Annotated in this window: 23 protein-coding genes and 1 tRNA gene; 14 read left to right on the forward strand and 10 right to left on the reverse strand. The window is 58.7% G+C overall.

Translation table 11 applies throughout. The features are described 5' to 3' along the window. The first annotated feature begins 149 nt into the window (after positions 1–149). The 3 genes from upp to hda all read left to right on the forward strand — a co-directional run bounded on the left by upp (position 150) and on the right by hda (position 2,750). Complete coding sequence (gene upp, locus G5306_RS00310) at positions 150–776, forward strand: uracil phosphoribosyltransferase (RefSeq protein WP_005334115.1); 627 nt, start codon at positions 150–152, stop codon at positions 774–776. A 150-nt stretch (positions 777–926) separates the two neighbouring features. Continuing rightward, positions 927–1,946, forward strand: coding sequence for a DUF2066 domain-containing protein (locus G5306_RS00315; RefSeq protein ID WP_421204662.1), 1,020 nt, complete (start codon positions 927–929; stop codon positions 1,944–1,946). Between the two features lie 102 nt (positions 1,947–2,048). Further along, positions 2,049–2,750, forward strand: a complete 702-nt coding sequence (gene hda / locus G5306_RS00320; RefSeq protein ID WP_021231044.1) for a DnaA inactivator Hda — start codon at positions 2,049–2,051, stop codon at positions 2,748–2,750. A 204-nt stretch (positions 2,751–2,954) separates the two neighbouring features. Here hda and aceA read toward each other — a convergent pair whose 3' ends face one another. The 4 genes from aceA to G5306_RS00340 form a co-directional block, all read right to left on the reverse strand. Continuing rightward, the gene (gene aceA / locus G5306_RS00325; protein WP_005344572.1) at positions 2,955–4,268 is read right to left on the reverse strand and encodes an isocitrate lyase; all 1,314 of its coding nucleotides are present in this window, start codon (positions 4,266–4,268) and stop codon (positions 2,955–2,957) included. Positions 4,269–4,341: 73 nt separating this feature from the next. Further along, a complete protein-coding gene (aceB, locus tag G5306_RS00330) occupies positions 4,342–5,949 on the reverse strand; it encodes a malate synthase A (RefSeq protein WP_421312030.1) in 1,608 nt (535 codons plus the stop codon). A gap of 688 nt (positions 5,950–6,637) precedes the next feature. Further along, positions 6,638–6,778 carry a hypothetical protein gene (locus G5306_RS00335; RefSeq protein ID WP_421204665.1) on the reverse strand — a complete coding sequence of 47 codons (141 nt, stop codon included), beginning with the start codon at positions 6,776–6,778 and terminating at the stop codon, positions 6,638–6,640. A 223-nt stretch (positions 6,779–7,001) separates the two neighbouring features. After that, positions 7,002–7,078 (reverse strand) — tRNA-Pro (locus tag G5306_RS00340). A gap of 255 nt (positions 7,079–7,333) precedes the next feature. On the opposite strand from G5306_RS00340, the gene tadA reads away from it, so the two are divergent. The 9 genes from tadA to G5306_RS00385 all read left to right on the forward strand — a co-directional run bounded on the left by tadA (position 7,334) and on the right by G5306_RS00385 (position 18,450). Next, entirely contained in the window at positions 7,334–7,885 is a 552-nt protein-coding gene (tadA, locus tag G5306_RS00345) for a tRNA adenosine(34) deaminase TadA (protein ID WP_266133794.1), read from the forward strand. A gap of 204 nt (positions 7,886–8,089) precedes the next feature. Beyond that, positions 8,090–10,327: an ABC transporter permease subunit gene (locus G5306_RS00350; protein ID WP_227340827.1), complete on the forward strand. Its 2,238-nt coding sequence runs from the start codon at positions 8,090–8,092 to the stop codon at positions 10,325–10,327. 32 nt (positions 10,328–10,359) lie between these two features. Further along, on the forward strand, positions 10,360–12,009 hold the full coding sequence (pstA, locus tag G5306_RS00355; protein ID WP_042012620.1) for a phosphate ABC transporter permease PstA: 1,650 nt from the start codon (positions 10,360–10,362) through the stop codon (positions 12,007–12,009). A 110-nt stretch (positions 12,010–12,119) separates the two neighbouring features. Continuing rightward, positions 12,120–12,938: a phosphate ABC transporter ATP-binding protein PstB gene (gene pstB, locus G5306_RS00360; RefSeq protein ID WP_216954080.1), complete on the forward strand. Its 819-nt coding sequence runs from the start codon at positions 12,120–12,122 to the stop codon at positions 12,936–12,938. Positions 12,939–13,046: 108 nt separating this feature from the next. Next, on the forward strand, positions 13,047–13,757 hold the full coding sequence (gene phoU, locus G5306_RS00365; protein WP_005334097.1) for a phosphate signaling complex protein PhoU: 711 nt from the start codon (positions 13,047–13,049) through the stop codon (positions 13,755–13,757). Positions 13,758–13,947: 190 nt separating this feature from the next. Further along, positions 13,948–15,267 (forward strand): hemolysin family protein, encoded by a 1,320-nt coding sequence (locus tag G5306_RS00370; protein WP_005334094.1) that lies wholly within the window; start codon positions 13,948–13,950, stop codon positions 15,265–15,267. A 19-nt stretch (positions 15,268–15,286) separates the two neighbouring features. Beyond that, positions 15,287–15,829, forward strand: a complete 543-nt coding sequence (locus tag G5306_RS00375; RefSeq protein WP_069555291.1) for a hypothetical protein — start codon at positions 15,287–15,289, stop codon at positions 15,827–15,829. Positions 15,830–16,122: 293 nt separating this feature from the next. Further along, positions 16,123–17,025 carry a homocysteine S-methyltransferase family protein gene (locus G5306_RS00380; RefSeq protein ID WP_088869413.1) on the forward strand — a complete coding sequence of 301 codons (903 nt, stop codon included), beginning with the start codon at positions 16,123–16,125 and terminating at the stop codon, positions 17,023–17,025. Positions 17,026–17,034: 9 nt separating this feature from the next. Next, on the forward strand, positions 17,035–18,450 hold the full coding sequence (locus G5306_RS00385) for a basic amino acid/polyamine antiporter (RefSeq protein WP_421312033.1): 1,416 nt from the start codon (positions 17,035–17,037) through the stop codon (positions 18,448–18,450). A gap of 97 nt (positions 18,451–18,547) precedes the next feature. Here the strand turns inward: G5306_RS00385 and G5306_RS00390 are convergent, their stop codons facing one another. After that, the gene (locus G5306_RS00390; RefSeq protein WP_421312035.1) at positions 18,548–19,387 is read right to left on the reverse strand and encodes a sterol desaturase family protein; all 840 of its coding nucleotides are present in this window, start codon (positions 19,385–19,387) and stop codon (positions 18,548–18,550) included. Positions 19,388–19,555: 168 nt separating this feature from the next. Between G5306_RS00390 and G5306_RS00395 the strand changes: the two genes are divergently transcribed. Continuing rightward, the gene (locus G5306_RS00395; protein WP_421305653.1) at positions 19,556–20,347 is read left to right on the forward strand and encodes a substrate-binding periplasmic protein; all 792 of its coding nucleotides are present in this window, start codon (positions 19,556–19,558) and stop codon (positions 20,345–20,347) included. A 107-nt stretch (positions 20,348–20,454) separates the two neighbouring features. Here the strand turns inward: G5306_RS00395 and G5306_RS00400 are convergent, their stop codons facing one another. From G5306_RS00400 to G5306_RS00415, 4 genes are all read right to left on the reverse strand, one after another. Then, positions 20,455–21,198, reverse strand: a complete 744-nt coding sequence (locus tag G5306_RS00400; RefSeq protein WP_421312037.1) for an amino acid ABC transporter ATP-binding protein — start codon at positions 21,196–21,198, stop codon at positions 20,455–20,457. After that, positions 21,182–21,304 carry a hypothetical protein gene (locus G5306_RS00405; protein WP_421312039.1) on the reverse strand — a complete coding sequence of 41 codons (123 nt, stop codon included), beginning with the start codon at positions 21,302–21,304 and terminating at the stop codon, positions 21,182–21,184. Before G5306_RS00405 ends, G5306_RS00400 begins: the two co-directional genes overlap by 17 nt. Beyond that, on the reverse strand, positions 21,288–22,247 hold the full coding sequence (locus G5306_RS00410; protein ID WP_421312041.1) for an amino acid ABC transporter permease: 960 nt from the start codon (positions 22,245–22,247) through the stop codon (positions 21,288–21,290). The genes G5306_RS00405 and G5306_RS00410 overlap by 17 nt, the downstream gene beginning before the upstream one ends. Positions 22,248–22,346: 99 nt before the next feature. Further along, positions 22,347–23,147 (reverse strand): transporter substrate-binding domain-containing protein, encoded by an 801-nt coding sequence (locus tag G5306_RS00415; RefSeq protein ID WP_236361932.1) that lies wholly within the window; start codon positions 23,145–23,147, stop codon positions 22,347–22,349. Positions 23,148–23,668: 521 nt separating this feature from the next. On the opposite strand from G5306_RS00415, the gene G5306_RS00420 reads away from it, so the two are divergent. Continuing rightward, the gene (locus G5306_RS00420) at positions 23,669–24,802 is read left to right on the forward strand and encodes a GGDEF domain-containing protein (RefSeq protein ID WP_421312044.1); all 1,134 of its coding nucleotides are present in this window, start codon (positions 23,669–23,671) and stop codon (positions 24,800–24,802) included. A gap of 86 nt (positions 24,803–24,888) precedes the next feature. On the opposite strand, the gene G5306_RS00425 is transcribed toward G5306_RS00420, so the two are convergent. Continuing rightward, positions 24,889–26,223, reverse strand: a complete 1,335-nt coding sequence (locus G5306_RS00425; protein WP_421312046.1) for an MFS transporter — start codon at positions 26,221–26,223, stop codon at positions 24,889–24,891. Positions 26,224–26,233 lie beyond the last annotated feature (10 nt).

The following is a 26,233-nucleotide window of genomic DNA, read 5'->3' on the forward strand; positions in this document are numbered from 1 at the left end:
GAGGGTAAAATTCGGGGCGTATTCTAACAGTGGCGGTGAAAAACCAGAAAGGAAATCGTTTGCGCGTTTTTGCGCGGAAATGCTCTACAAGTGGTGGCTTTTGTTGTATGATTCCGCGATTTTTTTGCGGCAGGTTAGAGGAGATAATAATGAAAGTCGTTGAAGTCAAACACCCCCTGGTCAAACACAAGATCGGTCTGATGCGTGAAGGCGATATCAGCACCAAGCGTTTCCGTGAACTGGCCAAAGAAGTGGGCAGTTTGTTGACCTATGAAGCGACCTCTGACTTCGAAACCGAGAAGGTTATCATCGATGGCTGGAATGGGCCAGTAGAAGTTGACCAGATCAAAGGCAAGAAGGTAACCGTCGTACCTATCCTGCGTGCCGGCCTTGGCATGATGGATGGTGTGCTGGAGCACATGCCGAGCGCCCGCGTCAGCGTGGTCGGTATCTACCGCGATGAAGAGACCCTGCAACCGGTTCCCTATTTCGAGAAGATCGTCAGCAACATCGAAGAGCGTCTGGCGCTGGTCATTGACCCGATGCTGGCCACCGGCGGCTCCATGATCGCCACCATCGATCTGCTGAAGAAGAAAGGCTGCCAATCCATCAAGGTGCTGGTACTGGTTGCCGCGCCGGAAGGGATCAAGGCGCTGGAAGCCGCTCACCCTGACGTGGAGCTCTATTGCGCTTCTGTCGACCAGGGGCTGAACGAGAAAGGCTACATCGTGCCGGGTCTGGGCGATGCAGGCGACAAGATCTTCGGTACCAAATAAGTTTATGCCTTGACCCGCTTCCCATGTGGAAGGGGTGATCGGAGCCGGCGCATCGCCGGCTCTGCTGTTTGTGGCCGCTTGTGCCAGCCTTGCCGCAGGATGCGCCTTGCCGCTACCATAAGCACACTCTCCCATTTCGAGACTCTGTTCATGTTCAAACGTGTTGTGACCGCCCTCTGCTGCGGCTTGTCATTCATGGCTTCGGCCGCTCAGGTGACCGACCTCTATCAGGGCAAGGCCCCGACCAGTGGTGACATGGTGGCCGCTCAGGGGCAGGCACTGGGTCAGGTGCTGATCAAGGTGACCGGCAAGCGTGACATCCTCACCCAGCCGGTGGTGGTCAAGGCGCTGGCGGCCCCGGGCGACTATGTCAAAAGCTATGGTTATCAGGATCAGGACTCCGTCAAGTATCTGAAAGCCGAGTTCAAGAGTGACAAGGTTAACAGCCTGGTCTCCGAGAGCCAGTTTGCCCTGCTTGGCCCGGCGCGTCCCCAGATGGCGATCTGGCTGGTGGTGGATCAGGGGGAGCGTCGCCTGCTGGCGGATCAATCCAGCGATGGTTGGGCGCAAGCCTTGCGCGAGCAGGCCCAGACGTTGGGGCTGCCCATCAGCATTCCGCTGATGGATCTCGATGACAACATGGCGGTCAGTGCCACCGACGTCTGGGGACGCTTTGCCGACCCGATTTTGCAGGCAAGCCAGCGCTATGGCGCCGAGATGGTGGTGCTGGGCAAGCTGACACCAGAAGGTGACAAGTGGAGCATCGATTGGGGACTCTACGGCCCCAAGGCGGCCGGTGAAGTGGCCGAGCTGACCCGTGGCAATAGCACCGGCACTCAGGCCGAAGTGGCGCAAGGGTTTGCTGATACCCTAGCGGCCTGGCTGGTGAAAAACTACGGTGCCCGTATCTCGGGTCCGGCAACCAGCCAGACCCTGGTGGTAGATGGCCTCTCCGAAGTGGACAGCATGATCGCCGTGCAGAAGATGCTGCAGGGGATGGCCAACGTCAGCAAGGTGGCGATCGGCAAGCTGGAGGGGGACCAGGTCACCTTCAACTTTACCCTGCAAGGAGATCTGGCCGAGCTGGTACGGGCGCTGCAGCTTGAGAGTCGTTTGCGCAAGGTTGACGATAATGGCAGCGGTTTGCGTTACCAATGGTCGCAGCCCTGATTTTATAAGGCTTTTGTAGACCGCCCGGCTTGCCCGGGCGGTTCTCTATCTGTCTTTGCGATGATACACTTAGCCACAAATGTCACAGTCAAAGCCCAACGAGTGAAGCAACCGGCCCAACTGTCTTTAGCCGTACAACTACCGGATGATGAAACCTTCGTCAGTTTTTATCCCGGCACCAATGCTCATCTGATCACCGCCCTCAAAAACGCGGCCATCGGTCAGGGATCACCTTTCCTCTATTTCTGGGGAGCCAAGGGATCCGGACGCTCTCATCTGCTCCACGCCACCTGTGCCGAGGTCAACGCCCGCGATGCGGCGGCGGCCTATCTCTCCCTCGATCAATTTGAACAGCTCGATCCCAGCATGCTCGATGCCCTCGAAAGCTTGCCGCTGGTCTGTCTCGACAGCCTTGAGGCCATCGCCGGCAATGCCGTGTGGGAGCGGGCGCTATTCGATTTCTACAACCGCTGGCAGGAGAAGGGCGAGGGGACGTTGGTGGTCACCGGTTGCAGCGCACCGCGCAAACTGGGGCTGCAACTGCCGGATCTCGCCTCGCGCCTTGACTGGGGGGTGAGTTTCCATCTCGAAGAACTGGATGACGAAGGCAAGCTCAGTGCCCTGCAGCTGCGTGCCGAGCTGCGGGGCTTCAAATTGCCCATCGATGTGGGCCGCTTCCTGCTCAACCGACTCTCCCGCGATATGCGAACCCTGCTCACCACTCTCAATCAGCTCGACAACGCCTCATTTCGCGCCAAGCGCAAGCTGACCATTCCCTTTGTCAAAGAGATACTCGAGCTCTGAGAACCTGGCCACGTTCTTACTGCGAGGCCGTGAGCAAGGCTCATGTGCTGCTCTTCACCTTGCTGACGACCTCTCGTCACAAACCGTGAACCGGTTCTATAGCTTTGTTCCTTCTCCCTTCGGGAGAAGGGCCTTTCAAAAAGAAACCCCGGCATCAAGCCGGGGTTTTGCTATCTCAAGGACTCTCTCAAAGAGTTCTGCCTATCAGTGGAACTGATCTTCTTCGGTGGAGCCGGTCAGCGCGGTGACCGAGGATTGGCCACCCTGAATCACGGTAGTCACCTTGTCGAAGTAACCGGTACCGACCTCCTGCTGGTGGGCCACGAAGGTGTAGCCACGGCTGGCGGCAGCAAATTCCGGCTCCTGCACCATCTCGACGTAGTGCTTCATCCCTTCGCCACGGGCGTACTGGTAGGCCAGTTCGTACATGTGGAACCACATGTTGTGGATACCCGCGAGGGTGATGAACTGATACTTGTAGCCCATGTCGGAGAGCTCCTGCTGGAAGCGGGCGATGGTGGCATCGTCCAGATTTTTCTTCCAGTTGAAGCTCGGGGAGCAGTTGTAGGCCAGGATGCGATCCGGGAACTTGGCCTTGATTGCTTCGGCAAATTTACGCGCTTCGTCCAGATCCGGCTTGGCGGTTTCACACCACACCATGTCGGCGTAGGGGGCGTAAGCCAGACCGCGAGCGATGGCCTGATCGATACCGGCACGCACCTTGTAGAATCCTTCAGCAGTGCGCTCACCAGTCAGGAAGTCTGCATCGTACGGGTCGGCGTCGGTGGTCAACAGGTCAGCGGCGTTGGCGTCGGTACGGGCGATCACCAGGGTGGTGGTGCCGCACACATCGGCTGCCAGACGGGCAGCAACCAGCTTCTGCACCGCTTCCTGAGTCGGTACCAGCACTTTGCCACCCATATGACCGCACTTCTTGACCGAAGCGAGCTGATCTTCGAAGTGCACGCCAGCGGCGCCCGCTTCAATCATCCCCTTCATCAGTTCGAAGGCGTTCAGCACACCGCCGAAACCGGCTTCCGCATCAGCCACGATCGGCAAGAAGTAGTCGATAAAGCCCTCATCCTGCGGCCCAACCTTGTTGGCCCACTGGATCTGGTCGGCACGGGCGAAGGAGTTGTTGATGCGCTCCACCACGGATGGCACCGAGTTAGCCGGGTAGAGGGACTGATCCGGATACATGGTGGAGGACAAGTTGTTGTCCGCCGCCACCTGCCAGCCGGAGAGGTAGATCGCCTCGATCCCCGCCTTGGCCTGCTGCACCGCCTGACCGCCGGTCAGGGCGCCGAGGCAGTTGACGTAGCCTTTCTTGGCGTCGCCGTGGATCAGGCCCCACAGCTTGTCGGCACCGCGCTGAGCCAGGGTGTGCACCGGCTGCAAGCTGCCGCGCAGGTTCACCACATCTTCGGCGCTGTAGCCGCGCTTGATCCCTTTCCAGCGGGGGTTTTCCGCCCAGTCTTTCTCGATAGCCTGGATCTGTTGCTCACGGGTCAGTGCCATATCAGTTCCCTCTTTCATTGATTTCACGTTTCCATTGACTTGTTATTGGCGAGCCCCGCCCGGGGCCCGTGATTCAGAGCCGCTCGTAACCGGGCAGCGTCAGAAAATCGATCAGGGTATCGGCGCAGGTGATCTCTTCCATCAGTTCGCTTGCCTCGGCAAAGCGTCCTGCCTGCCAGCGCGCGGCGCCCACCTCGGCTTTGACCACCTCCAGCTCCTCGGCCAGCATCTGGCGGAACAGCTCCTTGGTCACCACCTTGCCGTTCGACAGGCTCTTGCCGTGGCGGATCCACTGCCAGATGGAGGTGCGGGAGATCTCGGCGGTGGCGGCATCTTCCATCAGACCGTAGATGGGCACGCAGCCGTTGCCGTTGATCCAGGCCTCCAGATATTGCAGGGCAACCCGGATATTTGTACGCATGCCAGCTTCGGTGCGCTCGCCCTCACAGGGTGCCAGCAGGTCGGCGGCAGTGATGGGGGCATCCTGCTCGCGCAGCACGCCGATCTGGTTCTTGGCGCCAGCCTTAATGGTGGCGTTGAACACCGTCATGGCGGTATCAGCGAGGCCAGGGTGGGCGACCCAGGTACCGTCGTGGCCGTTGTTGGCTTCGCGCTCCTTGTCGGCCTTGACCTTGGCGAAGACCTGCTCGTTGGCGGCAGCGTCCTTGGCCGGAATAAAGGCAGCCATGCCACCCATCGCCAGCGCACCCCGCTTGTGACAGGTCTTGATCAGCAGCCGCGAGTAGGCGGAGAGGAACGGCTTGTCCATGGTCACCACCTGACGATCAGGCAGTACCCGATCCGGATGGTTCTTCAAGGTTTTGATATAGCTGAAGATGTAGTCCCAGCGGCCGCAGTTCAGCGCAACGATGTGATCCTTCATCTGATAAAGCAGCTCATCCATCTCGAATACGGCTGGCAGGGTTTCAATCAGCACGGTGGCCTTGATGGTGCCACGGGGCAGGCCGAACTTGTCCTCGGTCCAGGCGAACACTTCGCTCCACCAACGCCCTTCCAGATGGCTCTGCAGCTTGGGTACATAGAAGTAGGGGCCGGAGCCTTTGGCCAGCAGCGCCTGATAGTTGTGCAGGAAGTAGAGGGCAAAATCGAACAGGCCGCCTGGGATGGGCTCGCCATCGAAGGTGACATGTTTTTCCGGCAGGTGCAGACCGCGTACCCGGCAGATGAGCACCGCCGGATTGTGGGTCAGGGTGTAGGCCTTTCCTTCCGGACTGGTGTAAGAGATGGTGCCGTTGACCGCATCTCGCAGGTTGATTTGGCCCTCGATCACCTTATTCCAGGCGGGAGCCAGTGAATCCTCGAAATCCGCCATGAACACCTTGACGTTGGCGTTGAGGGCGTTGATCACCATCTTGCGCTCGACCGGGCCGGTGATCTCCACACGGCGGTCTTGCAGGTCGGTGGGAATACCGCGAATGGTCCAGTCACCTTCACGGATGTGGGCGGTTTCCGGCAGGAAGTCCGGCAGCTCGCCGCCATCGATACGGGCCTGGCGTGCCACACGTTGTTTCAGCAATTCCCCTCTTTGGGGAGCAAAACGTTCCACCAGTTCGGAGACCAGAGCCACCGCGTCCGGCGTCAGAATTTGCGCGTATTCGGGTAGCATCTCGCCCTGGATGCGAAGGCGGGCGCTGCAGTGGGTCTGAGCCGGTGCCGACATAAGGTTCACTCCTTTGAGAATTACATTTTGAACTTACTAACTACGACTAAAGTCGAATCCCTGTTCCTGAAACGTTCCCGCAACAACGGGGTAACACGATTGATAAGGTGCGAAATATTGTTGAGTACGTCAACAGTTTTTTTTAAACACCTGTTTTTTGGATATGGTTAAGTTGATGTTTTTTATTGTTTTATTTGGTTGGTGTAAAAGCTCTACGCAGATGGTTATGCTCCTGCTTTTTCCCATCGGACAACGGCTAATTTGAGCCGTTACCCTGCCCCTCATTTTGTAACTTATTACGTAATAAAATTACAAATGCAAAAACAAATCCCGACCTAACTCCAGGCTGTGCCAAAACAGCCGTATAAAGCGCGTTTGAATGTGGTAATGAATGTTTTGCTAATGCTAGACCTGATTGGTGAACGTGCGTTTTAAACTTGGTGTGGTGATGCAGGCTCTGTTGGCACCAGCGGTTGCAGCGATAGAAAGTGAAGCGCAATAACGTAGGTTTGTATCAGTTGTCGGGGGGAATGCCGGAGAGGGAAGGGGGAGACACATTAGTCAATAATACTGCCATCCTTGATAGAATTAGCAGTTTGTCGTTTTTTGCAGATTTCTCGCCAAGGGCCTGAAACTGAGTGCGTTGAACAGGCGATGTGCTGGTGATTGAGCGGCCATCTGGCCGGGCTCAATAGTCATCATCCGGTTCGGCCAGATCGATCACATCCAGCTGGATGACCTGTTCGTCTTCGCTTTCGGTGTGGCAAGGGGTGTCATGAGGAACGGAATAAAGTGTAATGGCGGGTGCGAAATCGGTGTTCTGGTTCATGCCTGGTCCTGTGTTGCACGCAAGCCGGACAGTGATCCCTTCACTTGTGTTTCCACCTCCCTGTGTTGTCTACCGGCGGAAAGTTGCGCATCTTAATGAGTTCGGCAAAAAGATTCAAGTGGTTCTGAGTGTTTTTTGTTCTTAGTAGGCTGGCGTTGTCAGGAGGATAAATCGGAGGCAAAAAAATAGCCCAGTCGTTTGACTGGGCTATTCTCGGGGAAAATGGTCGGTGTGAGAGGATTCGAACCTCCGACCCTCTACACCCCATGCAGATGCGCTACCTGGCTGCGCTACACACCGACGGAGTCAGACTCGGCTGACGGGGAGGAAGTCTAATAGCATGGCCAAACGGGTGCAACTCCTTTTTTATCATAGAGATGCCGATTGCTTCTTTATTGCTCAGTCGGGATGTGGCTTGGGTCTGACGTGCAGATTTGGCATAATCGCCGCCCTGTCTCCGCGAGCTATCATGCCTGCTATCTATGGAATCATCTGACAGGTATGGATAGCTGGAATGTAAAAAGCACAATTGAACAATATAAAGAGGGGATGGGCGTGAAACCATCAGAGGTCCCAGAAACACTGGGTCAGGCTCCGAGTCAGACCGCGCAGGATGAACAGTGGATGCGCCATGCCATGGCATTGGCCGCCCGGGCCGAAGGGATTGGCGAGATCCCGGTCGGTGCCGTTCTGGTGCTGGATGGTCAGGTGGTGGGCGAGGGGTGGAACCGCTCCATCAGCGAACACGATGCCTGTGCCCATGCCGAGGTGATGGCAATTCGGGCAGCGGGCCAGCAGCTGGCGAACTACCGCCTGCTCGACACCACACTTTATGTGACGCTGGAACCCTGCTGCATGTGTGCCGGTGCGCTGATCCATAGCCGGGTCAAGCGGGTGGTTTACGGCGCACGTGATCTCAAGACCGGTGCTGCGGGGTCTGTGTTCGAGATCTTGCAGGACCCGCGCCACAACCACAGTGTCGAGCTGACCGGCGGTGTGCTGGCCGATGCCTGCTCGGCCCAGTTGTCGGCCTTCTTCAAGCGTCGCCGCGCCGAGAAAAAGGCGGCCAAACTGGCGCTGCAACAATCAAACGATGCCCTTTCCTGAATCATTTGGGGGCAGCACAGGCTGCCCTTGCTGATTATTCTCACAAATATCTCTTTATAAACAATATATTGTGTTCACTTTCCCTCGAAAGGACCCCCGCCCATTTTTCCACTAGCAACCTCGGTTAAAGCGCTCTCGATGTAACAAAACTGTCATGCAACCGCCATATAATGCCGCCAAGCCTAGCTTACATTGAGGTCTTGCATGTCATCGGAATCGTTAAACCTGGTCATGGCGGGCAGTAGAAAACGCCGGATCAAGGATAAATTGGCCAAATATGGCGTCACCACAGGCGGAGCCCTGGTACTGGTGGCGCTGCTGCTTATCTTCTTTTATCTGCTCTATGTGGTGAAACCCATCTTCAATGGCGCCTCCATGGAGCCAACTGCCTCATTTACTCTGCCTGCAGCAGGGAAGACCGCCTGGCTCGGCGTGGAAGAGCAGAACGAGATCGGCTATCGCTTCAGCGATAAAGGACTGGTCAACTTCTTCGCGGTGCAGGGAGATGACAAGATCAAGGTCGGGCAATCCCTTGGTCATGCTGAGGTCACCGGTGATGTCACTGCGGTGGCGCCACCGTCCCCTGGTCAGAAGCTGATCGCCTACGGTTTCGCCGATGGCAAGGCGCAGGTCGTCCAGCCTGCGTTCAAGGTCTCCTATCCCAACGATGTGCGGGTGATCGAACCCAGTCTGCAATATCCCTTTGGCGAGGAGCCGGTAGTGGTCGATCCGCAGGGCAAAGCGCTCAGTGCCATGGTGTTTGAGGCCACCAAGGACAAGATGGCGACCGCCGCCGTGACCGAAGATGGTCGTGGCGTACTGATGGTGATGAGCGGTGAGGAGAACTTCCTCTCCGGCGAGATTGAGTGGAGCAGTGAGAACTACACCATTCCGTCCCTGCCGCGCCATGTGGATCAGATGCTTTTGACCCCCAATCTGCGGATCCTCTTTGTGCGGGAAGGCAATCGTCTCTCTGTCTATGACATTCATGACCTGAGCAATATATCCGTGCGCAACGTGCTGGAGATCAATGCGCCAGATGCCAACGTGACCCGGGTCGAGCTGCTCTCCGGTGCCTCCTCCCTGCTGGTGGGCAACGACAACGGCATCATCTCCCAGTGGTTTGAAGTGGCAAAAGATGGCAAACGCCAGTTCACTCAGATCCGTGACTTCAAGGGCGATGGCGCGGTGGATCTTCTGACCCCCGAGCACTATCGCAAAGCCTTCATCAGTGCCGACAAGGACGGCATCATCAGCTTCTTCCACGCCACTGGCGAGACCAAGCTGCTGACCGAGACGGTGGAAGGGGGTGAACTCTCTGCCCTGGCCATCTCCCCCCGTCACAACCTGTTGCTGATGCAGCAAGGGGAGACCTTCAAGCTTTTCTCGGTGGAGAACGATCACCCCGAGGTGACCTGGTCGGCCCTGTGGCAGAAGGTATGGTATGAAGGGTATCCGGAGCCCCAGTATGTGTGGCAATCCACCTCCGCCAGCAACGACTTTGAAGCCAAGCTGAGCCTGGTGCCACTGGTATTCGGTACGCTGAAAGCCTCTTTCTACGCCATGGTGTTTGCGGTGCCGCTCGGTGTCGCCGGTGCTATCTATACCGCCTACTTCATGTCGGCGGGGCTGCGCAAATACGTCAAACCGACGGTGGAGATCATGGCGGCGTTGCCGACCGTTATCCTGGGCTTCCTGGCGGGTCTGTGGCTGGCGCCCATCATAGAGGGGGCGCTGCCCGGGGTGATCCTGCTGTTGATCCTGCTGCCGATGGGGATGCTGTTGACCGCACTGGTCTGGAACTACCTGCCGGAGCGTGGCAAGTCCTGGCTGCCGGAGGGATGGCACGCCATCCTGCTTATTCCAGTGCTGCTGCTGATTGGCTGGGGGGCCTTCGCCCTGAGCCCGCTCATCGAGAATGCCTTTATGCACGGTGATTCGCGCATCTGGCTGACCCACGAAATGGGTATCAAGTTTGACCAGCGCAATTCGCTGGTGGTCGGTATCGCCATGGGCTTTGCGGTCATCCCCACCATCTTCTCCATCGCCGAAGATGCGGTCTTCTCGGTGCCCAAGCACCTGACTCAGGGCTCGCTGGCGTTGGGGGCTACCCCGTGGCAGACCCTGAGCCGGGTGGTGATCCTCACTGCCAGCCCGGGCATCTTCTCGGCGGTGATGATGGGCCTTGGCCGTGCCGTGGGCGAAACCATGATCGTACTGATGGCTACCGGCAACACCCCCATCATGGACTTCTCCATGTTCCAGGGGCTGCGTACTCTGGCCGCCAACATTGCGGTGGAAATGCCGGAGTCGGAAGTGGGCAGCTCCCACTATCGGGTACTGTTCCTCGCGGCCTTCGTCCTGTTTGTGTTCACCTTTATGTTCAACACCCTGGCCGAGTTTGTCCGTCAGCGGTTGCGTGAAAAATACAGCTCGATGTAAGGGGCGGCTCTGTAATGGACAAGGAATCGACAATGGGTAAGTGGTTTAAATCAGGGGCCCCCTGGATCTGGATGACCGGCGGAGCCGTCAGCCTGAGTCTGGTGGCGGTACTGGGTCTGCTGCTGCTGATCGGATGGCGTGGTCTGGTCTACTTCTGGCCGCACCCCATCTATGAGTGGCAGCTGGAGGACGCCAGCGGCAACAAGAGCGTGCTGATCGGCGAGATCAACGATCGCGAGCTGGTGCCGGTGGAGCGACTGCGCGCCGCAGGTCTGCCGCTGGAGGGGGAAGAGCGCGAGCTGCTGACCCGCTATCTGGTCAAGACCGGCAACCGTGAGTTCGTCGACCTCGATTTTCGCTGGGTATTGGAGACGGACATCAAGTCCCAGAGCCAGCCAGCCGAGCTGGCCATGGTTGAGCGTGCCACCAACGGTAACTTCTACGGTTATATCGTCGGGGTAAAAGAGGATGGCCGCGAGCTGACTTCGGATCTGCATCCTGCCCTGCAGCGGGTGCTGGCGAGAGCCAATGCCCTCTCCGAACAGGCCAACGATCTGCAAAAAGGGGACATCGGCAGCATCAACTATCAGCTGGAGCGGCTGCGCCTGAAAGAGCGCAAGGCCGAGCTGGAAGAGAAGCTGACCGATCAGCTGAAAGCTCAGCTGGAGCGTGAACGTCAGGCCCTTAACGATCGTTATCAGGTGCTGGAAAAAGAGCTCTTCTCACTGCGCAGTCAGGCTGACCGGGACAGCATCACCGTCAAGGATATGCGTGGCGAGCTGGTGACCATGCCCATGTCCAGGGTACTGGATGTGGTATGGCCCAACGACATGAGCCTGCTGGCCAAGGTGGGTCACTGGTTCCACCAGATCGGCAAGTTTGTATCCGACGATCCCCGTGAGGCGAACACCGAGGGCGGCGTCTTCCCGGCCATCTTCGGCACCGTCTTCATGGTGTTCCTGATGGCGATCATCGTGACCCCGCTCGGCGTGGTGGCGGCGGTCTACCTGCACGAGTACGCAGGCAAGAACAGCCTGACCAAGATCATCCGCATCGCGGTGATCAATCTGGCGGGCGTGCCCTCCATCGTCTACGGCGTGTTTGGTCTGGGCTTCTTCGTCTACACGCTCGGTGGCTCGCTGGATCAGCTGTTCTACCCGGAAGCGCTGCCGAGCCCGACCTTTGGTTCACCTGGCGTGATCTGGTCGGCGCTGACCCTGGCCATCCTGACCCTGCCGGTGGTGATCGTCTCCACCGAAGAGGGGCTGGCGCGGATCCCGAGCACCATCCGTCAGGGCTCGTTGGCACTGGGCGCCACCCAGGCCGAGACCCTGTGGCGCATCGTGCTGCCGATGGCGAGCCCGGCCATCATGACCGGCCTTATTCTGGCTATTGCCCGTGCAGCCGGTGAAGTGGCGCCACTGATGCTGGTGGGGGTGGTGAAACTGGCACCGACCCTGCCGATGGATGGCAACTTCCCGTATCTGCATGTGGAGCGCAAGTTCATGCACCTGGGCTTCCACATCTATGACGTCGGCTTCCAGAGCCCCAACGTCGAGGCGGCCCGCCCGCTGGTCTATGCCACCTCCTTCCTGCTGGTGACGGTGATCGTGGGTCTGAACCTGACCGCTATCGGTATTCGTAACCACTTGCGCGAGAAATTCCGGTCGCTGGAACATTGATAGGCCAGCCACCACAGAGACGGGCAGGGGACAGGGTTCCCTGCCAGCCAAGCGTTCCGGCCGCGGGCGATGAGATTGCCCGCCGCCACCGACAGATTTTGAGGTAACAGATGATCAACGTAACGACCACGTCTACCCAGCACACCGCGCTGGACCTGCTTAACCTGAGCCCGGAGCAGACCGCGCTGGAGGTGAAGGATCTCAACCTGTACTACGGCAGCAAGCAGGCGTTGTTCAACGTCAACATGAAGATCCCCAAAGGGCAGGTGACCGCCTTTATCGGCCCGTCAGGCTGTGGCAAATCGACCCTGCTGCGCTGCATCAACCGGATGAACGATCTGGTGGAGATCTGCCGCATCGACGGGGAGATCCTGCTGCACGGCCACAACATCTATGACAAGAGCGTGGATGTCTCCGCCCTGCGCCGTCAGGTGGGCATGGTGTTCCAGCGCCCGAACCCGTTCCCCAAGTCTATTTACGAGAACGTGGTCTATGGTCTGCGCCTGCAGGGGATCAACGATCGCCGCACTCTGGATGAGGCCGCCGAGCGCTCCCTGCGCGGTGCGGCCCTGTGGGACGAAGTGAAGGATCGTCTGCACGACAACGCTTTCGGTCTCTCCGGGGGTCAGCAGCAGCGTCTGGTGATCGCCCGCGCCATCGCCATCGAGCCGGAAGTGTTGCTGCTCGATGAACCGACATCGGCGCTCGACCCCATCTCCACCCTCACCATCGAGGAGTTGATCAACGAGCTCAAAAGCCAGTTCACCGTGGTGATTGTGACCCACAACATGCAACAGGCTGCGCGGGTGTCGGATCAGACCGCCTTCATGTATATGGGCGAGCTTATCGAGTACTCGGATACCAACACCATCTTCACTACACCGGCCAAGAAGAAGACCGAGGATTACATCACTGGTCGCTATGGCTAAGGCGTGGTTGAACCAGGGTTATGGATATGAACATGATGAGCAGCAATAAACAGATTACCGTTCAGTTCAACGGCTAAGGCATAATCGGAGCAATCAAGGATTATTTGTATGGACAATATGAACCTCAATAAACACATCTCCGGTCAGTTTAATGCCGAGCTAGAGAGCGTGCGCAACCAGGTGCTGGTGATGGGCGGTCTGGTGGAGCAGCAGCTCACCGACGCCATTGCGGCGATCCACGATCAGGATCTCGATGCGGCGCGCAAGATCGTGGCCAACGACCACAAGGTCAACGCGATGGAAGTGGCGATCGACGAGGAGTGCACCCGCATCATCGCCAAGCGTCAGCCGACTGCCTCCGACCTGCGACTGGTGATGGCCATCATCAAGACCATCACTGATCTGGAGCGTATTGGCGACGTGGCCGACAAGATCGCACGCATGCTGACCGACAACGCCAACAAGCCGCAGCCGCCGCTGGTGTCGCTGGAGAACATGGGCCGTCGCACCATCAAGATGCTGCACGATGTGCTCGACGCTTTCGCCCGCATGGATCTGGATGCGGCGTTGGCGGTCTACAAGGAAGATGACAAGGTAGACCGCGAGTACGAGTCCATCATCCGCGAGCTGATGACCTACATGATGGAAGATCCCCGCACTATCCCCCAGGTTCTCAACGTCCTGTGGGCGGCGCGAGCCATCGAGCGGGTCGGCGATCGCTGCCAGCACATCTGCGAGTACATCGTCTACTACGTGAAAGGCAAGGATGTGCGCCACACCAAGGCGGACGATCTGGGCACCCTGCTGGGCAAGGGCTAACCGGAAGTGAATAAAAAGGCGCGTGAAGCGCCTTTTTTGTTGCATAACTGGTCGGAGTAAGATAAAGCCCCCAACTGGCTGTTTTCTGATAGAATACTCCCCCTGTGTGAGTCCCGGATGGGCTCACGGTCCGGTCTCCCGGGCCCAGTTTGCCGTCTTGTGCTAAGGCGGGTGTAGCAATAGGTTAATCATGAGTTTTGCCGATAGTTTGTTCTTTTTAATGCTGCTGGTTGGCGGCAGTGTGTTCTTCTCCCTCTCCGAGATCTCTCTCGCCGCGTCTCGCAAAATCAAATTGCAGGTGATGGCGGATGAAGGTAATCGCCAGGCCGAAAAGGTGCTGGCCCTGCAGGCCCAGCCGGGCAACTTTTTCACCGTGGTGCAGATTGGCCTCAATACCGTCGCCATTCTGGGCGGTATCCTGGGTGAGTCTGCCCTCAACCCCGCCATCAAGGGGATTGTCTCCCAGTTCTACCAGGGCCCCTGGCTTGGCGAGATCAGCTCCGGAGCCTCCTTCGTGTTCGTCACCGGCATGTTTATCCTGATTGCCGACCTGATGCCCAAGCGTCTGGCCATGACCATGCCCGAGCAGATTGCCGTAGTGGTGGTGCGCCCCATGCTCTTCTTCGTCACCGTGTTGATGCCGCTGGTGTGGGTCTTCAACGGATTGGCCAACTCCCTGTTCCGTCTGATGCGCGTCTCCACGGTGCGTAACGACGAGATCACCTCCGACGATATCTATGCTGTGATGGATGCCGGTGCCGAGGCGGGGGTTATCCAGCGCGAGGAGCATCAGCTCATCGAGAACGTATTCGAGTTGCAGTCCCTTGGTGTCACCTCCGCCATGACGGCCCGCGAGAGCCTGATCTACTTCACCCTGCAAGAGAGTGAAGAGAGCATCAAGGCGAAGATCGCCGAGCATCCCCACAACAAGTTTCTGGTCTGTGACCACAACCTCGACAGCATCAAGGGCTTTGTCGATGCCAAAGAGCTGCTGATCCGCGTTATCGGCGGCCAGAGCATCGACCTGATCGGTGGCAACCTGGTGCAGAACGTCATCATCATCCCCGATACCCTGAACCTCTATGAAGCGATGGAGTACTTCAAGAATCATCGTGGCGACTTTGCCGTGGTGATGAACGAGTACGCGCTGGTGGTGGGGATTGTCACCATGAACGACCTGATGAGCACCGTCATGGGCGAGTGGGCGACCCACGTGGTGGAAGAGCAGATCGTCCAGCGCGACGAGAACTCCTGGCTGGTGGACGGGGTGACCCCCATCTCCGACGTGATGCGCGCCTTCGATATCGAAGAGTTCCCCGAGAACCAGAACTACGAGACCATCGCCGGCTTTATCATGTATATGCTGCGCAAGATCCCCAAGCGCACTGACTCGGTCAAATACGCCGGTTACAAGTTCGAAGTGGTCGATATCGACAGTTACAAGATTGATCAGCTGCTGGTTACCCGGGTCGAACCGGCTGTGGCCGAGAAGCCAGCTCAGGAATCGTAAAAGGAGCGACATAAGAGTCATGAAGATGCAGTCTCATTCCCGTGCGCTGGCCTGTGTCGCGCTCGCCCTGGCACTGGGTGCCTGTAGCCAGAGTGCGCCGCGCAAAGCCACAGTGGCAGCCAAGCCGGTAGCCCCCAAGCCTGCCGTGGTCGTGCCGCAGCCGGATCCCGATGCGGTGGTGCAAAGCGGGATGGCAGAGCCGAGCCCGGTTTTTGACGAGCAGTATCACGGTCCGGATCAGGGGTCGCTGGAGTCGGTGACCGCCCTGTTTGCCCGTGGCTACATCGAGTCCGCCATGCGCGAGACCATGCTGGCAGCGGTGCACAACGACTATCCGCTGCTCGGCATGCGGGATGTGCGGTTGACCGATCCGGTCTCCAAATTCCTCACCTCCGAGCATGCGGCCACTACGGCCCATGACTACCTCTATGCGGGTGTACAGCGTCGCCTCGGTCGTCCGCTAAGCCCTGCCCAGTGGGAGCAGATCTGGCGCGGTTTGCCGCAGCAGGGTCGGGTCTCCGACTGGGTCAAACAGATTAAGCGAGTGCTGGCCGGGCGTTAAGTTACCAGCGGATCAAGATTGTGATGAGGCCACCTTAGGGTGGCCTCTTGCATTTCTGCGTTTGCCTCGCCGTTTGCACGCTGATTTCTGCTGATACTGATTGCCGCCCGTGGCGCTTTGCTTTATCTTGTTTTGGCCATCCAAACATCTATATGTTTTTATGGCTGAATGGTAAAAGGGCTTCCCAGGATGAAGCAGGACGATCTGCAGCGATTCGATGTGAAACCGCAGATCAACAAAACAAACAGATAAATACGCAAATAAACAACGCACATAACTAAGAGACACGACAGATGGAAACCAGGGAATTGTGGGTGCTGGATGGGGGCATGGGGCGCGAGTTGGCACGGCGGGGGGCACCGTTTCGTCAACCCGAGTGGTCGGCGTTGGCCTTGATGGAGGCGCCAGAGACGGTGCGTGACGTGCATCAGGCCTATGTAGCGAGCGGAGCCCGGGTCATCACCACCAACAGCTATGCGCTGGTGCCGTTTCATATCGGCGATGAGCGTTTCTTTGCCGACGGGGAGGGGCTGGCAGCGCTGGCTGGTCAACTGGCCCGTGAGGTGGCTGACGCGCAGAAGGGGGCCGTGCAGGTGGCGGGTTCTCTGCCACCGTTGTTTGGCTCCTACCGTGCCGACCTGTTCAAGGCGGACAGGGTGAGCGAGCTGGCGACGCCGCTTATCCGGGCGCTATCCCCTTATGTGGATATCTGGCTGGCCGAGACCATGAGCCTGATTGCCGAGCCACTGGCCCTGAAAGCGCTGCTGCCTGATGACGGCAAGCCGTTCTGGGTCTCCTTCACGCTGGAAGATGAGGCGCCGGGCAACGAGCCGCGACTGCGCTCCGGCGAGCGAGTCGCCGATGCGGTGACCGCGCTGGTGGCGGCTGGAGTCGATGCCATCCTGTTCAACTGCTGTCAGCCCGAGGTGATCGAGGGGGCTCTCGAGGTTGCCCGCACCCGATTGCAGGCGCTGGGCCGCGCAGACATTCGCCTCGGTGCCTATGCCAACGCCTTCCCGCCGCAGCCCAAAGAGGCCACCGCCAACGATGGGCTGGACGAGATCCGCGCCGATCTGGGGCCGCTGGATTATCTCGGCTGGGCCGAGCGCTGGCGCGCGGCCGGGGCGAATTTGATCGGCGGTTGCTGCGGTATCGGCCCCGAGCATATTCAGGCGCTGAGCCGCCGGTTGCGCTAAGGAGCACCCATGAAAGAGAGCAAGATCGGGCTCTGGTCCCTCACCGCGCTGGTATTCAGCTCCATGGTGGGGGCGGGGATTTTCAGCCTGCCCCAGAACATGGCCGAGGTGGCAGGCGCCCGCGCCGTGCTGATCGGCTGGGGCGTGACGGGGGTGGGCATCCTGGCGCTCGCCATGAGTTTTCTCTATCTGTCGCGGTTAAGGCCGGATCTCGACGGCGGCATCTACAGCTACGCCCGCGCCGGTTTTGGCGAGCTGGTGGGCTTCTTCTCTGCCTGGGGATACTGGCTCTGTGCCACCATCGGCGTGGTGGGCTATCTGGTGATCGCATTTGCGGCGCTGGGCAGCTTTGTCGATACGCCGGAGCAGATCTGGTTTGGTGACGGCAATACCCTGGCGGCGTTTGTCGGCGAGTCCTGCATCCTTTGGGCGGTGCACCTGCTGGTGGCTCGAGGTGTGCAGCAGGCGGCGCTATTCAATCTGGTGGCGACCCTGGCCAAGAGCCTGCCGCTGCTGCTGTTTATTCTGTTCGCCTGCTACTGGTTCGATCCGGTCACCTTCGTGGCGGATCAGCAGGGTAGTAGCCTGGCGGTGCCGGTTTCCGAGCAGGTGCGCAACACCATGCTGATCACCCTCTGGGTCTTCACCGGTATCGAGGGGGCAGCGGTGCTGTCGGCCCGCGCCAGAAACCGGCGAGATGTGGGCACGGCCACTGTGCTTGGCGTGGTATTGGCGTTGCTGCTCTATGTGCTTATCTCGGTGCTGGCGCTCGGAATATTGAGCCGACCCGAGCTGGCGGCGCTGCCCAACCCCTCCATGGCAGGGCTGATGGCCAAGATGACCGGCTCATGGGGCAAGCTGCTCATCAGCGTGGGCCTTATCGTCTCGGTGCTTGCCTCCTACGTGAGCTGGACCCTCTTCTCGGCCGAGGTGCCGTTCAGCGCGGCACGCCACGGCGCGTTTCCTGCTATCTTCCGGCGCCAGAACCGCAACGGGACGCCTATCGCATCGCTCTGGCTCACCAGCTTGACGGTGCAGACTTGCCTGCTGCTGGTGTGGCTGCTCGGCAAGGGCTACACCAGTTTGCTGCTTATCTCGACCTCGATGATTTTGGTGCCTTACCTGCTGATCGGGCTGTTTTTGCTCAAGCTTTCGTTCAGCAAGGAGGGAGAGTGTGGGCAGGGCCGAGGCCTGATGCGGGCAGTGGCGCTGGTGTCGAGCGGTTACGGCTTCTGGCTGCTTTATGCCGCCGGGGTGGAGTATCTGCTGCTGTCGTTGTTGCTCTACGGGCCGGGCTTGCTGCTGTTTCTCTACAGCCGTCGTCAGCTGGGCACAGATCTTTGTCTGAGCGGCCGCGAGCGGCTGTTGGCCGGTGTGACCTTGCTGAGCCTTATCCCCGCCGTCTGGTCGTTCGCCAATCTCTGACATCGAAGATGTGACTGATCATAAAAGAGAGCGCCACTGTGGCGCTCTCTTGTTATCAGGAGTTGGTTATCAGGGAGTTGCTATTCGGGGCGAAGGTTCAGCGGCTGGCAGGCCCGGCCGGTTTGCCAAACAGCACCGCGAGTTTTTGTCGCCAAGGCTGGCCACGGGCGTCATGCAACATGTCGCGCCACTCGTGGAAGGTGAGGGTGAGGGGGTTGAAGCTGTGGATCGGCTTGGTGATGCCAAAGCGGCACGGTTCGGCCGGATCTTCTTCGACAAAGGTGCCGAACAGTCGATCCCAGATGATCAGCACCCCGGCAAAGTTGCGGTCTATGTACTTGGCGTTGCTGGCGTGGTGCACCCTGTGGTGGGAGGGGGTGTTGAAGATCCACTCAAGTCGGCCGAGTTTGCCCACTACCTGGGTGTGGACGAAGAACTGAAAGCCCAGGCTCAGCAGCACGGTGACGACCACCGCCTCGGGCGGGAAGCCGATGACAATCATCGGGATCCAGAACAGCCACATGCCGGAGATCGGGTACATCAGGCTCTGGCGAAAGGCGGTGGAGAGGTTGAGCCGCTCCGAGCTGTGGTGCACCACGTGGGAGGCCCACAGCCAGCGCACATGGTGGCTGGTGAAGTGGAACAGCCAGTAACAGAGATCCTGCAACAGGAACAGCAGTAGCACACTCCAGAGATTCAGCTCGATATCGAACAGTCGCCAGCCCCAGAGGGTGTCATACAGATAAGCAATGGCGATGGCCGCCAGCGCATCGCCCCCCTGATGCATCAGGGCCAGGGCGGCGTTGGCGAACAGATCCCGCCACTGGTAGGTAGCGGTGGGAAAGGCCGCGCCATGTTTGCGCAGGTAGAGCATCTCCCAGCCGATAAAGGCCAGAAAAACCGGTGAGAGGTAGAGCAGAAGCAGTTGCACATCCATATGCGGCCATCCATTCAGAGCAATTGCTCTCCAGCATAAAGGATGGTTTTAATATTTCATTAACATTTTTCAGCCAACGAAGAGATGGCATGAAATATGGCTCGGCAGCAGAGGAAGGCGCAGTGGATGGCTATGCTTGATGCAGGCTTTTTCAGGAGGTGCTGGCTTATGCGCGTCTGGTGTTGCTTGTTGCTGGGGTTGTGCATGATGGCGCACGCCAAGACCCGGGTCGAGATCTTGGCTGATGCCGCCTATCCCCCCTACTCCTGGCAGGAAGGGGAGGAGGTCAGGGGGATCTATGCCGACATCATCCGTGAGGTGACCTCTGCCATGCCTGACTATGAGGTGGTGCTCAAGCCCATGCCGTGGCGGCGCGGTCTGAGCATGGTGGAGCAGGGGGCCGCCTTCGCTATTTTTCCACCTTACTACATGCCCGATACCCGCCCTTATATGTGGCCCTACTCCCAGCCGATGCTGGATGAAGAGCTGGTGGTGATGTGCGGCGCCAGTGTGGCGGCCAATACCCCGCAGGCTAGGTTTCCGCTCGACTATCACGGTTTGCGTTTTGGCATGAACGCCGGTTTTGCCGTCGGCGGCGATGCCTTCTGGCAGGCGGTAAAAGAGAAGCAGATCGACGTGGAGGAGGTGAAAAGCAATCGGGAGAACCTGCTCAAGATTGTCCGCGGCCGGGTCGATTGCACCATCAATGATCGCCTCTCCCTGCTCTATGAGTTACTCAACATGATAAAGGCCGATCAGCTGGCGGTGGCCGATATGTCCCTGCTCAAACAGGGGCCGGTGCTCAGCAAGGAGCAGGGGTTTCTCGGCTATAGCCGCAAGGGGGAGTATCCCTACAAACAGGTCTTTATCGACCAGTTTGACAAGGAGCTCTATCAGCTCAAAAAACGTGACGGGGTGAAAGTGATCGTGGAGCGCTATCTGGGAAAGTCCCCGCGCTGAGCCGATGAGAGGGGCACTCGGGTTCAGCTGGGTTAAGCCTGCTCAGCGTGACACACAAGAAGAGGGACCTTGCAGTCCCTCTTCGTTTATCCAGCAGAGCGTGTTGGCTACAGCACCTGACTGAGGAACTGGCGCAGACGAGGAGAGGGGGGATTGTCGAAGAAATCGGCCGGTTTTTCATCCACCAGCAGTTCGCCACTCTCCATAAAGAGCACCCGATCCGCCACCTCGCGGGCAAAGCCCATCTCGTGAGTCACCACCACCATGGTCATTCCTTCGCGGGCCAGCCCCTTCATCACATCCAGCACTTCCCCCACCATCTCGGGGTCGAGCGCACTGGTGGGCTCGTCAAACAGCATGATGCGTGGCTGCATGGCGAGCGCCCGAGCAATGGCCACCCGCTGTTGCTGACCGCCGGAGAGTTGGGAGGGATAGCTGGCCGCTTTGACCGACAGCCCCACTTTCAGCAGCAGCGCCTTGGCTCTGTCTTCGGCCTCACGGCGCGACAGGCCACGCACCTTCTGCGGAGCGAGGCAGATGTTATCCAGCACCGTCAGATGGGGAAAGAGGTTGAAGGACTGGAACACCATGCCCACCTCTTCCCGCAGCTTGTTGACATCGCCCGGCTCGGTCAGGCAGATGCCGTCGACCACGATATTGCCGTCGTGGATGGTCTCCAGCTGGTTGAGGGTGCGCAGGAAGGTCGATTTGCCCGAGCCGCTGGGGCCGACGATCACCACCACTTCCCCTTCGGCCACCTGGGTGCTGACATTTTTCAGGGCATGCACTTCGCTACCGTAGAACTTCTCAACGCCGGTCGCTTTGATGATAGGATCAGTTGCTGCGCGCATATTTCGCCTCCAGAAAACGAACCGGGAAGGCGAAGGGGGTGTCGGTGATGGCTGCACTTCTCGATGCCTGTTGCACCTTGATGATGGGATCAGTTGCTGCGTGCATATTTCACCTCGAGACGGCGTACCAGGAAGGAGAGGGTGCCGGTCAGCACCAGATAGAGCAGGGCCACGGTGAACCATACCTCGAACGGGCTGAAGGTGGAGCTCACCACCTCGCGCCCCGCCTTGGTCAGATCGGTGATGGAGATGACCGAGACCAGCGAGGAGTCCTTGATCAGGTTGATGAACTGGCCCGCCAGCGGTGGCAGTACCCGCTTGAACGCCTGCGGCAGGATGACATAGCGCATGGTCTGGGCGGAGGTCATACCCAGGCTGCGGCCCGCCTCCATCTGCCCCTTGTGGATGGAGCTGATACCGGCGCGGACGATCTCCGCCACATAGGCGCCGGTAAAGACCGCCAGCGCGGCGACCCCTGCAGTAAAACGATCGAGGTTCAGCACTGTGCCGATAAAGAAGTAGACGATGAAGATCTGCACCAGCAGCGGGGTGCCGCGAATGAGCTCCACATAGGTGACGGCCAGATTGCGCAGGGCCGGGTTGGGGGAGAGTCGGGCCAGTCCGGCCAGAGTGCCGAGCAAAATGGCGAAGATGCCCGCCACCAGCGAGAGCTTGACGGTGACCCAGACGCCCCAGGCGATGGGGCCTGCGGTCCAGCTCAGTTGGGTGTCGAGGGTATCGCCACGAAAAACGGTATCCCCTTCGGCGACTTGTACGCCGGTACTGGCGATGGCTTGCCGCACATTGGGATCGAGATCGTCTTGCAGGAACAGCTTGCCCTTCTCGGCATCGCTGGTACCTGCAATCACGGTGCCGTCAAATTCGGCCAGATTCTTCTGCTCCGCCTGATAGGCGATGTATTGGGGAATGCGTTCCCAGCGCCAGGTGTAATCCACTGACTGGACAGCCTTGTAGATGCCGAATACGGCAACCAGCAGCATCAGCAGGAAAACCCCATGCCAGAGCAGCTGATTGGGCTGTTTTTCCATCTGTCTTGTCGGTTTAGGTGTGTGCACAGTCACAACCTCGTCTCGTTATTGTGTGGGGAGCTGCGTGGTGCAGGGGCGGCATGTGCCGCCCCCCGGAGGTTATTTGAGCTGGTTCAGCCAGGCGTTGGATTCGAACCACTTCTTGTAGAGACGGTCGTAGCTGCCATCGCCCTTGATCTGGCGCAGGTAGTTGTTGAACCAGTTGAGGGTGTCCTGATCTCCTTTGCGGATGGCCCAAGCCAGCGGCTCGAAGGTGAACGGCTTGTCGAGGTGCACCACGGCGCCCTGATTCTGGGAGGCGAAAATAGCGTTGTAGGGCAGGTCATAGACGAACGCATCGACCTTGCCGTTGATCACCTCCAGCTTGGCGTCATCCTGGGTTTCAAACTGCAGCAGGGTGGCTTTGGGGATCAGGCGCTTGACTGCCTGCTCGCCGGTGGTGCCGAGCTTGACCGCGATCTTGTATTTCGGGTCGTTGAGATCGGTGAAGGATTTGATTTCGCCCGCCTTCTCTTTGCGCAGGACTATGGTCTGGCCGACCACGATGTAAGGATCGGCGAAGTTGACTCGCAGGTTGCGCTGGGGAGTGACGGTCATGCCGCCCATGATGACGTCGAACTTGTTGGTCAGCAGCGCCGGAATGATGCCATCCCAGGCGGTGTTGACGAACTCGACCTTCACGCCCATCTCTTTGGCGACCATCTTGGCGAGATCCACATCAAAGCCGATGTACTGGCCCTGCTTGTTGGTCATCTCGAAGGGTTGATAGCCGGCATCAAAGCCGACTCGCAGCACGCCGCGTTCGAGCACGGCATCCAGGGTGGAGGTAGGGGCTGGGGTCGGGGCCGCCGTGGCGATCCCGCAAAACAGCAGGCTAGAAAGAATCAGTTTTTTGATCATAAGTGACGTCTCTGTCGATGTTGTGTTCGGCCTTGAACCTGATCCCGTGCGACTCCGTGGCACAAGAGACTGCTGCATCCGGCAACAGGCAAGACAGGATGAATGTCTTGAGCGGGACAAAAGCCCCATATGAGATGCTATGAATAGTGGTTGAGTGAAAAATGTACCAAAAACAGATTGTGTCAGAAGACTCAACAGGTTAGAGACATTTATTGCTCATGACTTCATTCATAAAATCACACGAAAACAACATATCTATCTAATGGGGTGGGTTCAAGCCCAAATTATGCCCAAGACATTTTGTTACAAAGCCAGGGCGCCGCTTGCGGCTCTTATTGCACCGATAAGCTCCATAAGAGACTTTTTTCAGGGGCGGAGACAAATACGTATTGATGGGATATCACGCTCATTGCGCTGTTTGTCAGCAAACGAACGGGCTTTATTATGAAAACCATCAAGTCCCACTGGGTCTTGGCAAACGCTTCTCATATACTCAGTTACCCTCTCTGCATGGCTTTGGTATGGACGCCTCACTACTGCTTAAGCTGGATATTTTTACCTTGATGATCATGGCCTTGTGTGGCTATTGTCTCGGTTTCCTCACTCTTACCATCATTCGTGTTACCCACAACGATATTCCCGGTGTCGGGGTCTGGTGGTGGTCCAGTCTGTTTGCCATGCTGGGTCAGGCGGGATTTGCCAGTCTGCTGCTGACCCCCACCCCCTATGGCTCCTGGGTTGGCAATGTCTTTCTGATTTTTCATGTGTCGCTGCTGCTGGTTGCCCAGCGCTGTTTCTTCCGTCAATCGCCAGGCTGGCCTGCCTGCTGGGGATTCATCCTGCTGTTTGCCGCCATTATGACCTGGTCGGTCGCCATCGATGGCCGGATTGCTGTGCGGGTGATGATCAGCAGCGCCACCTTCCTCGTGCTCAGTACGCTCATCATCTGGCAGCTCTGGCGGCACGGTCGACCCGATTATCAGGTGGCAGTCTGGGTACTGATTGGCCTCAATCTGGTACTGATTGCCATGACATTGATGCGGATGTTTACCGTGTGGGGCGAGGTGATCGAAAGCCCGTTCCAGCGTCAGCTGTTCAACGTGTTGCCCTATGTCTCCATGCTGGTGGGCAGCTCCATGCTTACCTTCGGGGTGCTGCTGCTCTGCAACCAGCACCGGGCGCTGGAGCTGCGCTATCAGGCCAGTCATGACCCGCTGACCGGCTTGTTCAATCGCCGTGGTTTTATGGAGCGTCTGGCCCGGGGACGCCCTGCACAACAGGGGGCGTTGGTGGTGCTCGATCTGGATGACTTCAAGCAGATCAACGATCGGCATGGTCATGAGGTGGGTGATCGGGTGCTGGAGCGGGTCGGGTTGGCACTGCGCGAGCTGGAGGGGGTATTGGCGGGCCGCTTTGGGGGTGAGGAGTTTGTGCTGCTGTTTCGCCATGTCGCCGCGGACGAGGCCATCGCCCGTTGCCAGTCACTGCGGGTTCAGCTTGCGGCCAGCGAGGTGGAGGGGATCCATATCACCGTCAGCATGGGTATTGCTTACTGGCAGGGGGAGTGGCACTTTGACAGCCTGTTCAGCCGTGCGGATGACGCTCTCTATCGGGCCAAGCGGGAAGGAAAGAACCGGGTCTGTCAGGCTGCCTGATGCAGGAATAGGTTCAGGAATAAAATCAGGGCGCGGTGATCCGCGCCCTGTCTGCTTGCCGGATATAGCTCGTTAGCTGCCACCCGCTAATCTGCATTCGCTTGAGGGGGTCTCGGTGCCTGCGCCTTGAGGAAGGGGAGCAGCAGCAGGGCCGAGATACCTGCCGCCACCGAGATCACCACGAAGAAGCCGTTCCAGTGCCAGATCTCCATCACCTTGGCCAGCGGATAGCCTGACAGCGCCGCCCCCATGTAGGCAAACAGGCCGACAAAGCCGGTGGCGGCCCCCGCCGAGTTTTTGTGGGAGCACTCCGCCGCTGCCATGCCGATCAGCATCTGGGGGCCAAACACGAAGAAGCCGATGGTAAAGAAGCAGGCCGCCTGCATCACATAGCTGAAGAAGGGCATCAGCCAGAGCGATCCCACCGCCAGCAGGATCCCCACCGCAAAGATCAGGTTCATCGGGCCACGGTTGCCGTTGAACAGCTTGTCCGATCCCCAACCCGCCACCAAAGCGCCGATAAAGCCCCCCACCTCGAACATGGAGATGGCCGAGTTGGCGCTCATCAGATTGAAGCCGCGCTGCTCGGTCATGTAGAGGTTGCCCCAGTCATTGATGGCGGTGCGCACCACATAGACCAACACGTAGCAGCAGGCGAGCAGCCAGATATAGGGGTTGCCCAGCACATATTTGCGCAGGATCTTGCGATGGGAGAGGCCCGCATCCTGAGTCTGCTGGGCTAGCTCCATGGCATCCTTGCGCCACTCGCCCACCGTTGGCAATCCCATGGCACTCGGGGTATCCCGCAGCCGCCAGCAGAGGAACAATCCCGCGATGATGGCGATAAGGCCGGGCACTATCATGCCGTAGCGCCAGCCATGTTGCAGGGCGATGGTGCTGACGATAAGGGGGATGAGCGCGCCGCCGACGTTGTGAGCTGTGTTCCAGGCCGACCACCAGACTCCGCGCTCGGTACGCGAATACCAGCTGGTAAGCAGCTTGGAGCAGGGGGGCCAGCCCCAACCTTGGAAGAAGGCGTTGGCGACCCAGAGGGTGGCAAACATCCAGAGTGCCGACGAGAGGCCGAACAGGATGTTGATAACGCCGGTGGCCATCAGTCCGACACCCATAAAGTAGCGCGGGTTGGCGCGGTCACTGATGATGCCTGAAAAGAACTTGGAGCAGCCGTAGGTGATGTAGAACAGGGTCCAGAGCATGCCGATGTCGGACTTGTCCAGCATGCCGCTCGCCAGCATGTCCGGCATGGCGAAGTTGAAGCTCTTGCGGGTGAAGTAGAACACCGCGTAGCCCAGATACATGGTCAGCAGCAGGTGCAGCCGCCAGTGGCGATAGGTGGCGTCGATCTCGGCCTGATCCCGGATAAGGGGCCGGTGCGGCGCGCTTCTCATAAAACTCAGCACAGGCAGGCCC

This window comes from Aeromonas sp. 603404, from assembly GCF_049171775.1.
GTDB lineage: Bacteria > Pseudomonadota > Gammaproteobacteria > Enterobacterales > Aeromonadaceae > Aeromonas > Aeromonas veronii_A.

What these genes read in the sequence shown, in the direction of transcription:
- upp (WP_005334115.1), top strand. Translation starts at nt 150, where the DNA reads ATGAAAGTCGTTGAAGTCAAACACCCCCTGGTCAAACACAAGATCGGT.
- G5306_RS00315 (WP_421204662.1), top strand. Translation starts at nt 927, where the DNA reads ATGTTCAAACGTGTTGTGACCGCCCTCTGCTGCGGCTTGTCATTCATG.
- aceA (WP_005344572.1), bottom strand. Translation starts at nt 4,268, where the DNA reads ATGGCACTGACCCGTGAGCAACAGATCCAGGCTATCGAGAAAGACTGG.
- aceB (WP_421312030.1), bottom strand. Translation starts at nt 5,949, where the DNA reads ATGTCGGCACCGGCTCAGACCCACTGCAGCGCCCGCCTTCGCATCCAG.
- G5306_RS00335 (WP_421204665.1), bottom strand. Translation starts at nt 6,778, where the DNA reads ATGAACCAGAACACCGATTTCGCACCCGCCATTACACTTTATTCCGTT.
- G5306_RS00350 (WP_227340827.1), top strand. Translation starts at nt 8,090, where the DNA reads ATGTCATCGGAATCGTTAAACCTGGTCATGGCGGGCAGTAGAAAACGC.
- pstA (WP_042012620.1), top strand. Translation starts at nt 10,360, where the DNA reads ATGGGTAAGTGGTTTAAATCAGGGGCCCCCTGGATCTGGATGACCGGC.
- pstB (WP_216954080.1), top strand. Translation starts at nt 12,120, where the DNA reads ATGATCAACGTAACGACCACGTCTACCCAGCACACCGCGCTGGACCTG.
- phoU (WP_005334097.1), top strand. Translation starts at nt 13,047, where the DNA reads ATGGACAATATGAACCTCAATAAACACATCTCCGGTCAGTTTAATGCC.
- G5306_RS00370 (WP_005334094.1), top strand. Translation starts at nt 13,948, where the DNA reads ATGAGTTTTGCCGATAGTTTGTTCTTTTTAATGCTGCTGGTTGGCGGC.
- G5306_RS00375 (WP_069555291.1), top strand. Translation starts at nt 15,287, where the DNA reads ATGAAGATGCAGTCTCATTCCCGTGCGCTGGCCTGTGTCGCGCTCGCC.
- G5306_RS00380 (WP_088869413.1), top strand. Translation starts at nt 16,123, where the DNA reads ATGGAAACCAGGGAATTGTGGGTGCTGGATGGGGGCATGGGGCGCGAG.
- G5306_RS00385 (WP_421312033.1), top strand. Translation starts at nt 17,035, where the DNA reads ATGAAAGAGAGCAAGATCGGGCTCTGGTCCCTCACCGCGCTGGTATTC.
- G5306_RS00390 (WP_421312035.1), bottom strand. Translation starts at nt 19,387, where the DNA reads ATGGATGTGCAACTGCTTCTGCTCTACCTCTCACCGGTTTTTCTGGCC.
- G5306_RS00395 (WP_421305653.1), top strand. Translation starts at nt 19,556, where the DNA reads ATGCGCGTCTGGTGTTGCTTGTTGCTGGGGTTGTGCATGATGGCGCAC.
- G5306_RS00400 (WP_421312037.1), bottom strand. Translation starts at nt 21,198, where the DNA reads ATGCGCGCAGCAACTGATCCTATCATCAAAGCGACCGGCGTTGAGAAG.
- G5306_RS00405 (WP_421312039.1), bottom strand. Translation starts at nt 21,304, where the DNA reads ATGCACGCAGCAACTGATCCCATCATCAAGGTGCAACAGGCATCGAGA.
- G5306_RS00410 (WP_421312041.1), bottom strand. Translation starts at nt 22,247, where the DNA reads ATGGAAAAACAGCCCAATCAGCTGCTCTGGCATGGGGTTTTCCTGCTG.
- G5306_RS00415 (WP_236361932.1), bottom strand. Translation starts at nt 23,147, where the DNA reads ATGATCAAAAAACTGATTCTTTCTAGCCTGCTGTTTTGCGGGATCGCC.
- G5306_RS00420 (WP_421312044.1), top strand. Translation starts at nt 23,669, where the DNA reads ATGGACGCCTCACTACTGCTTAAGCTGGATATTTTTACCTTGATGATC.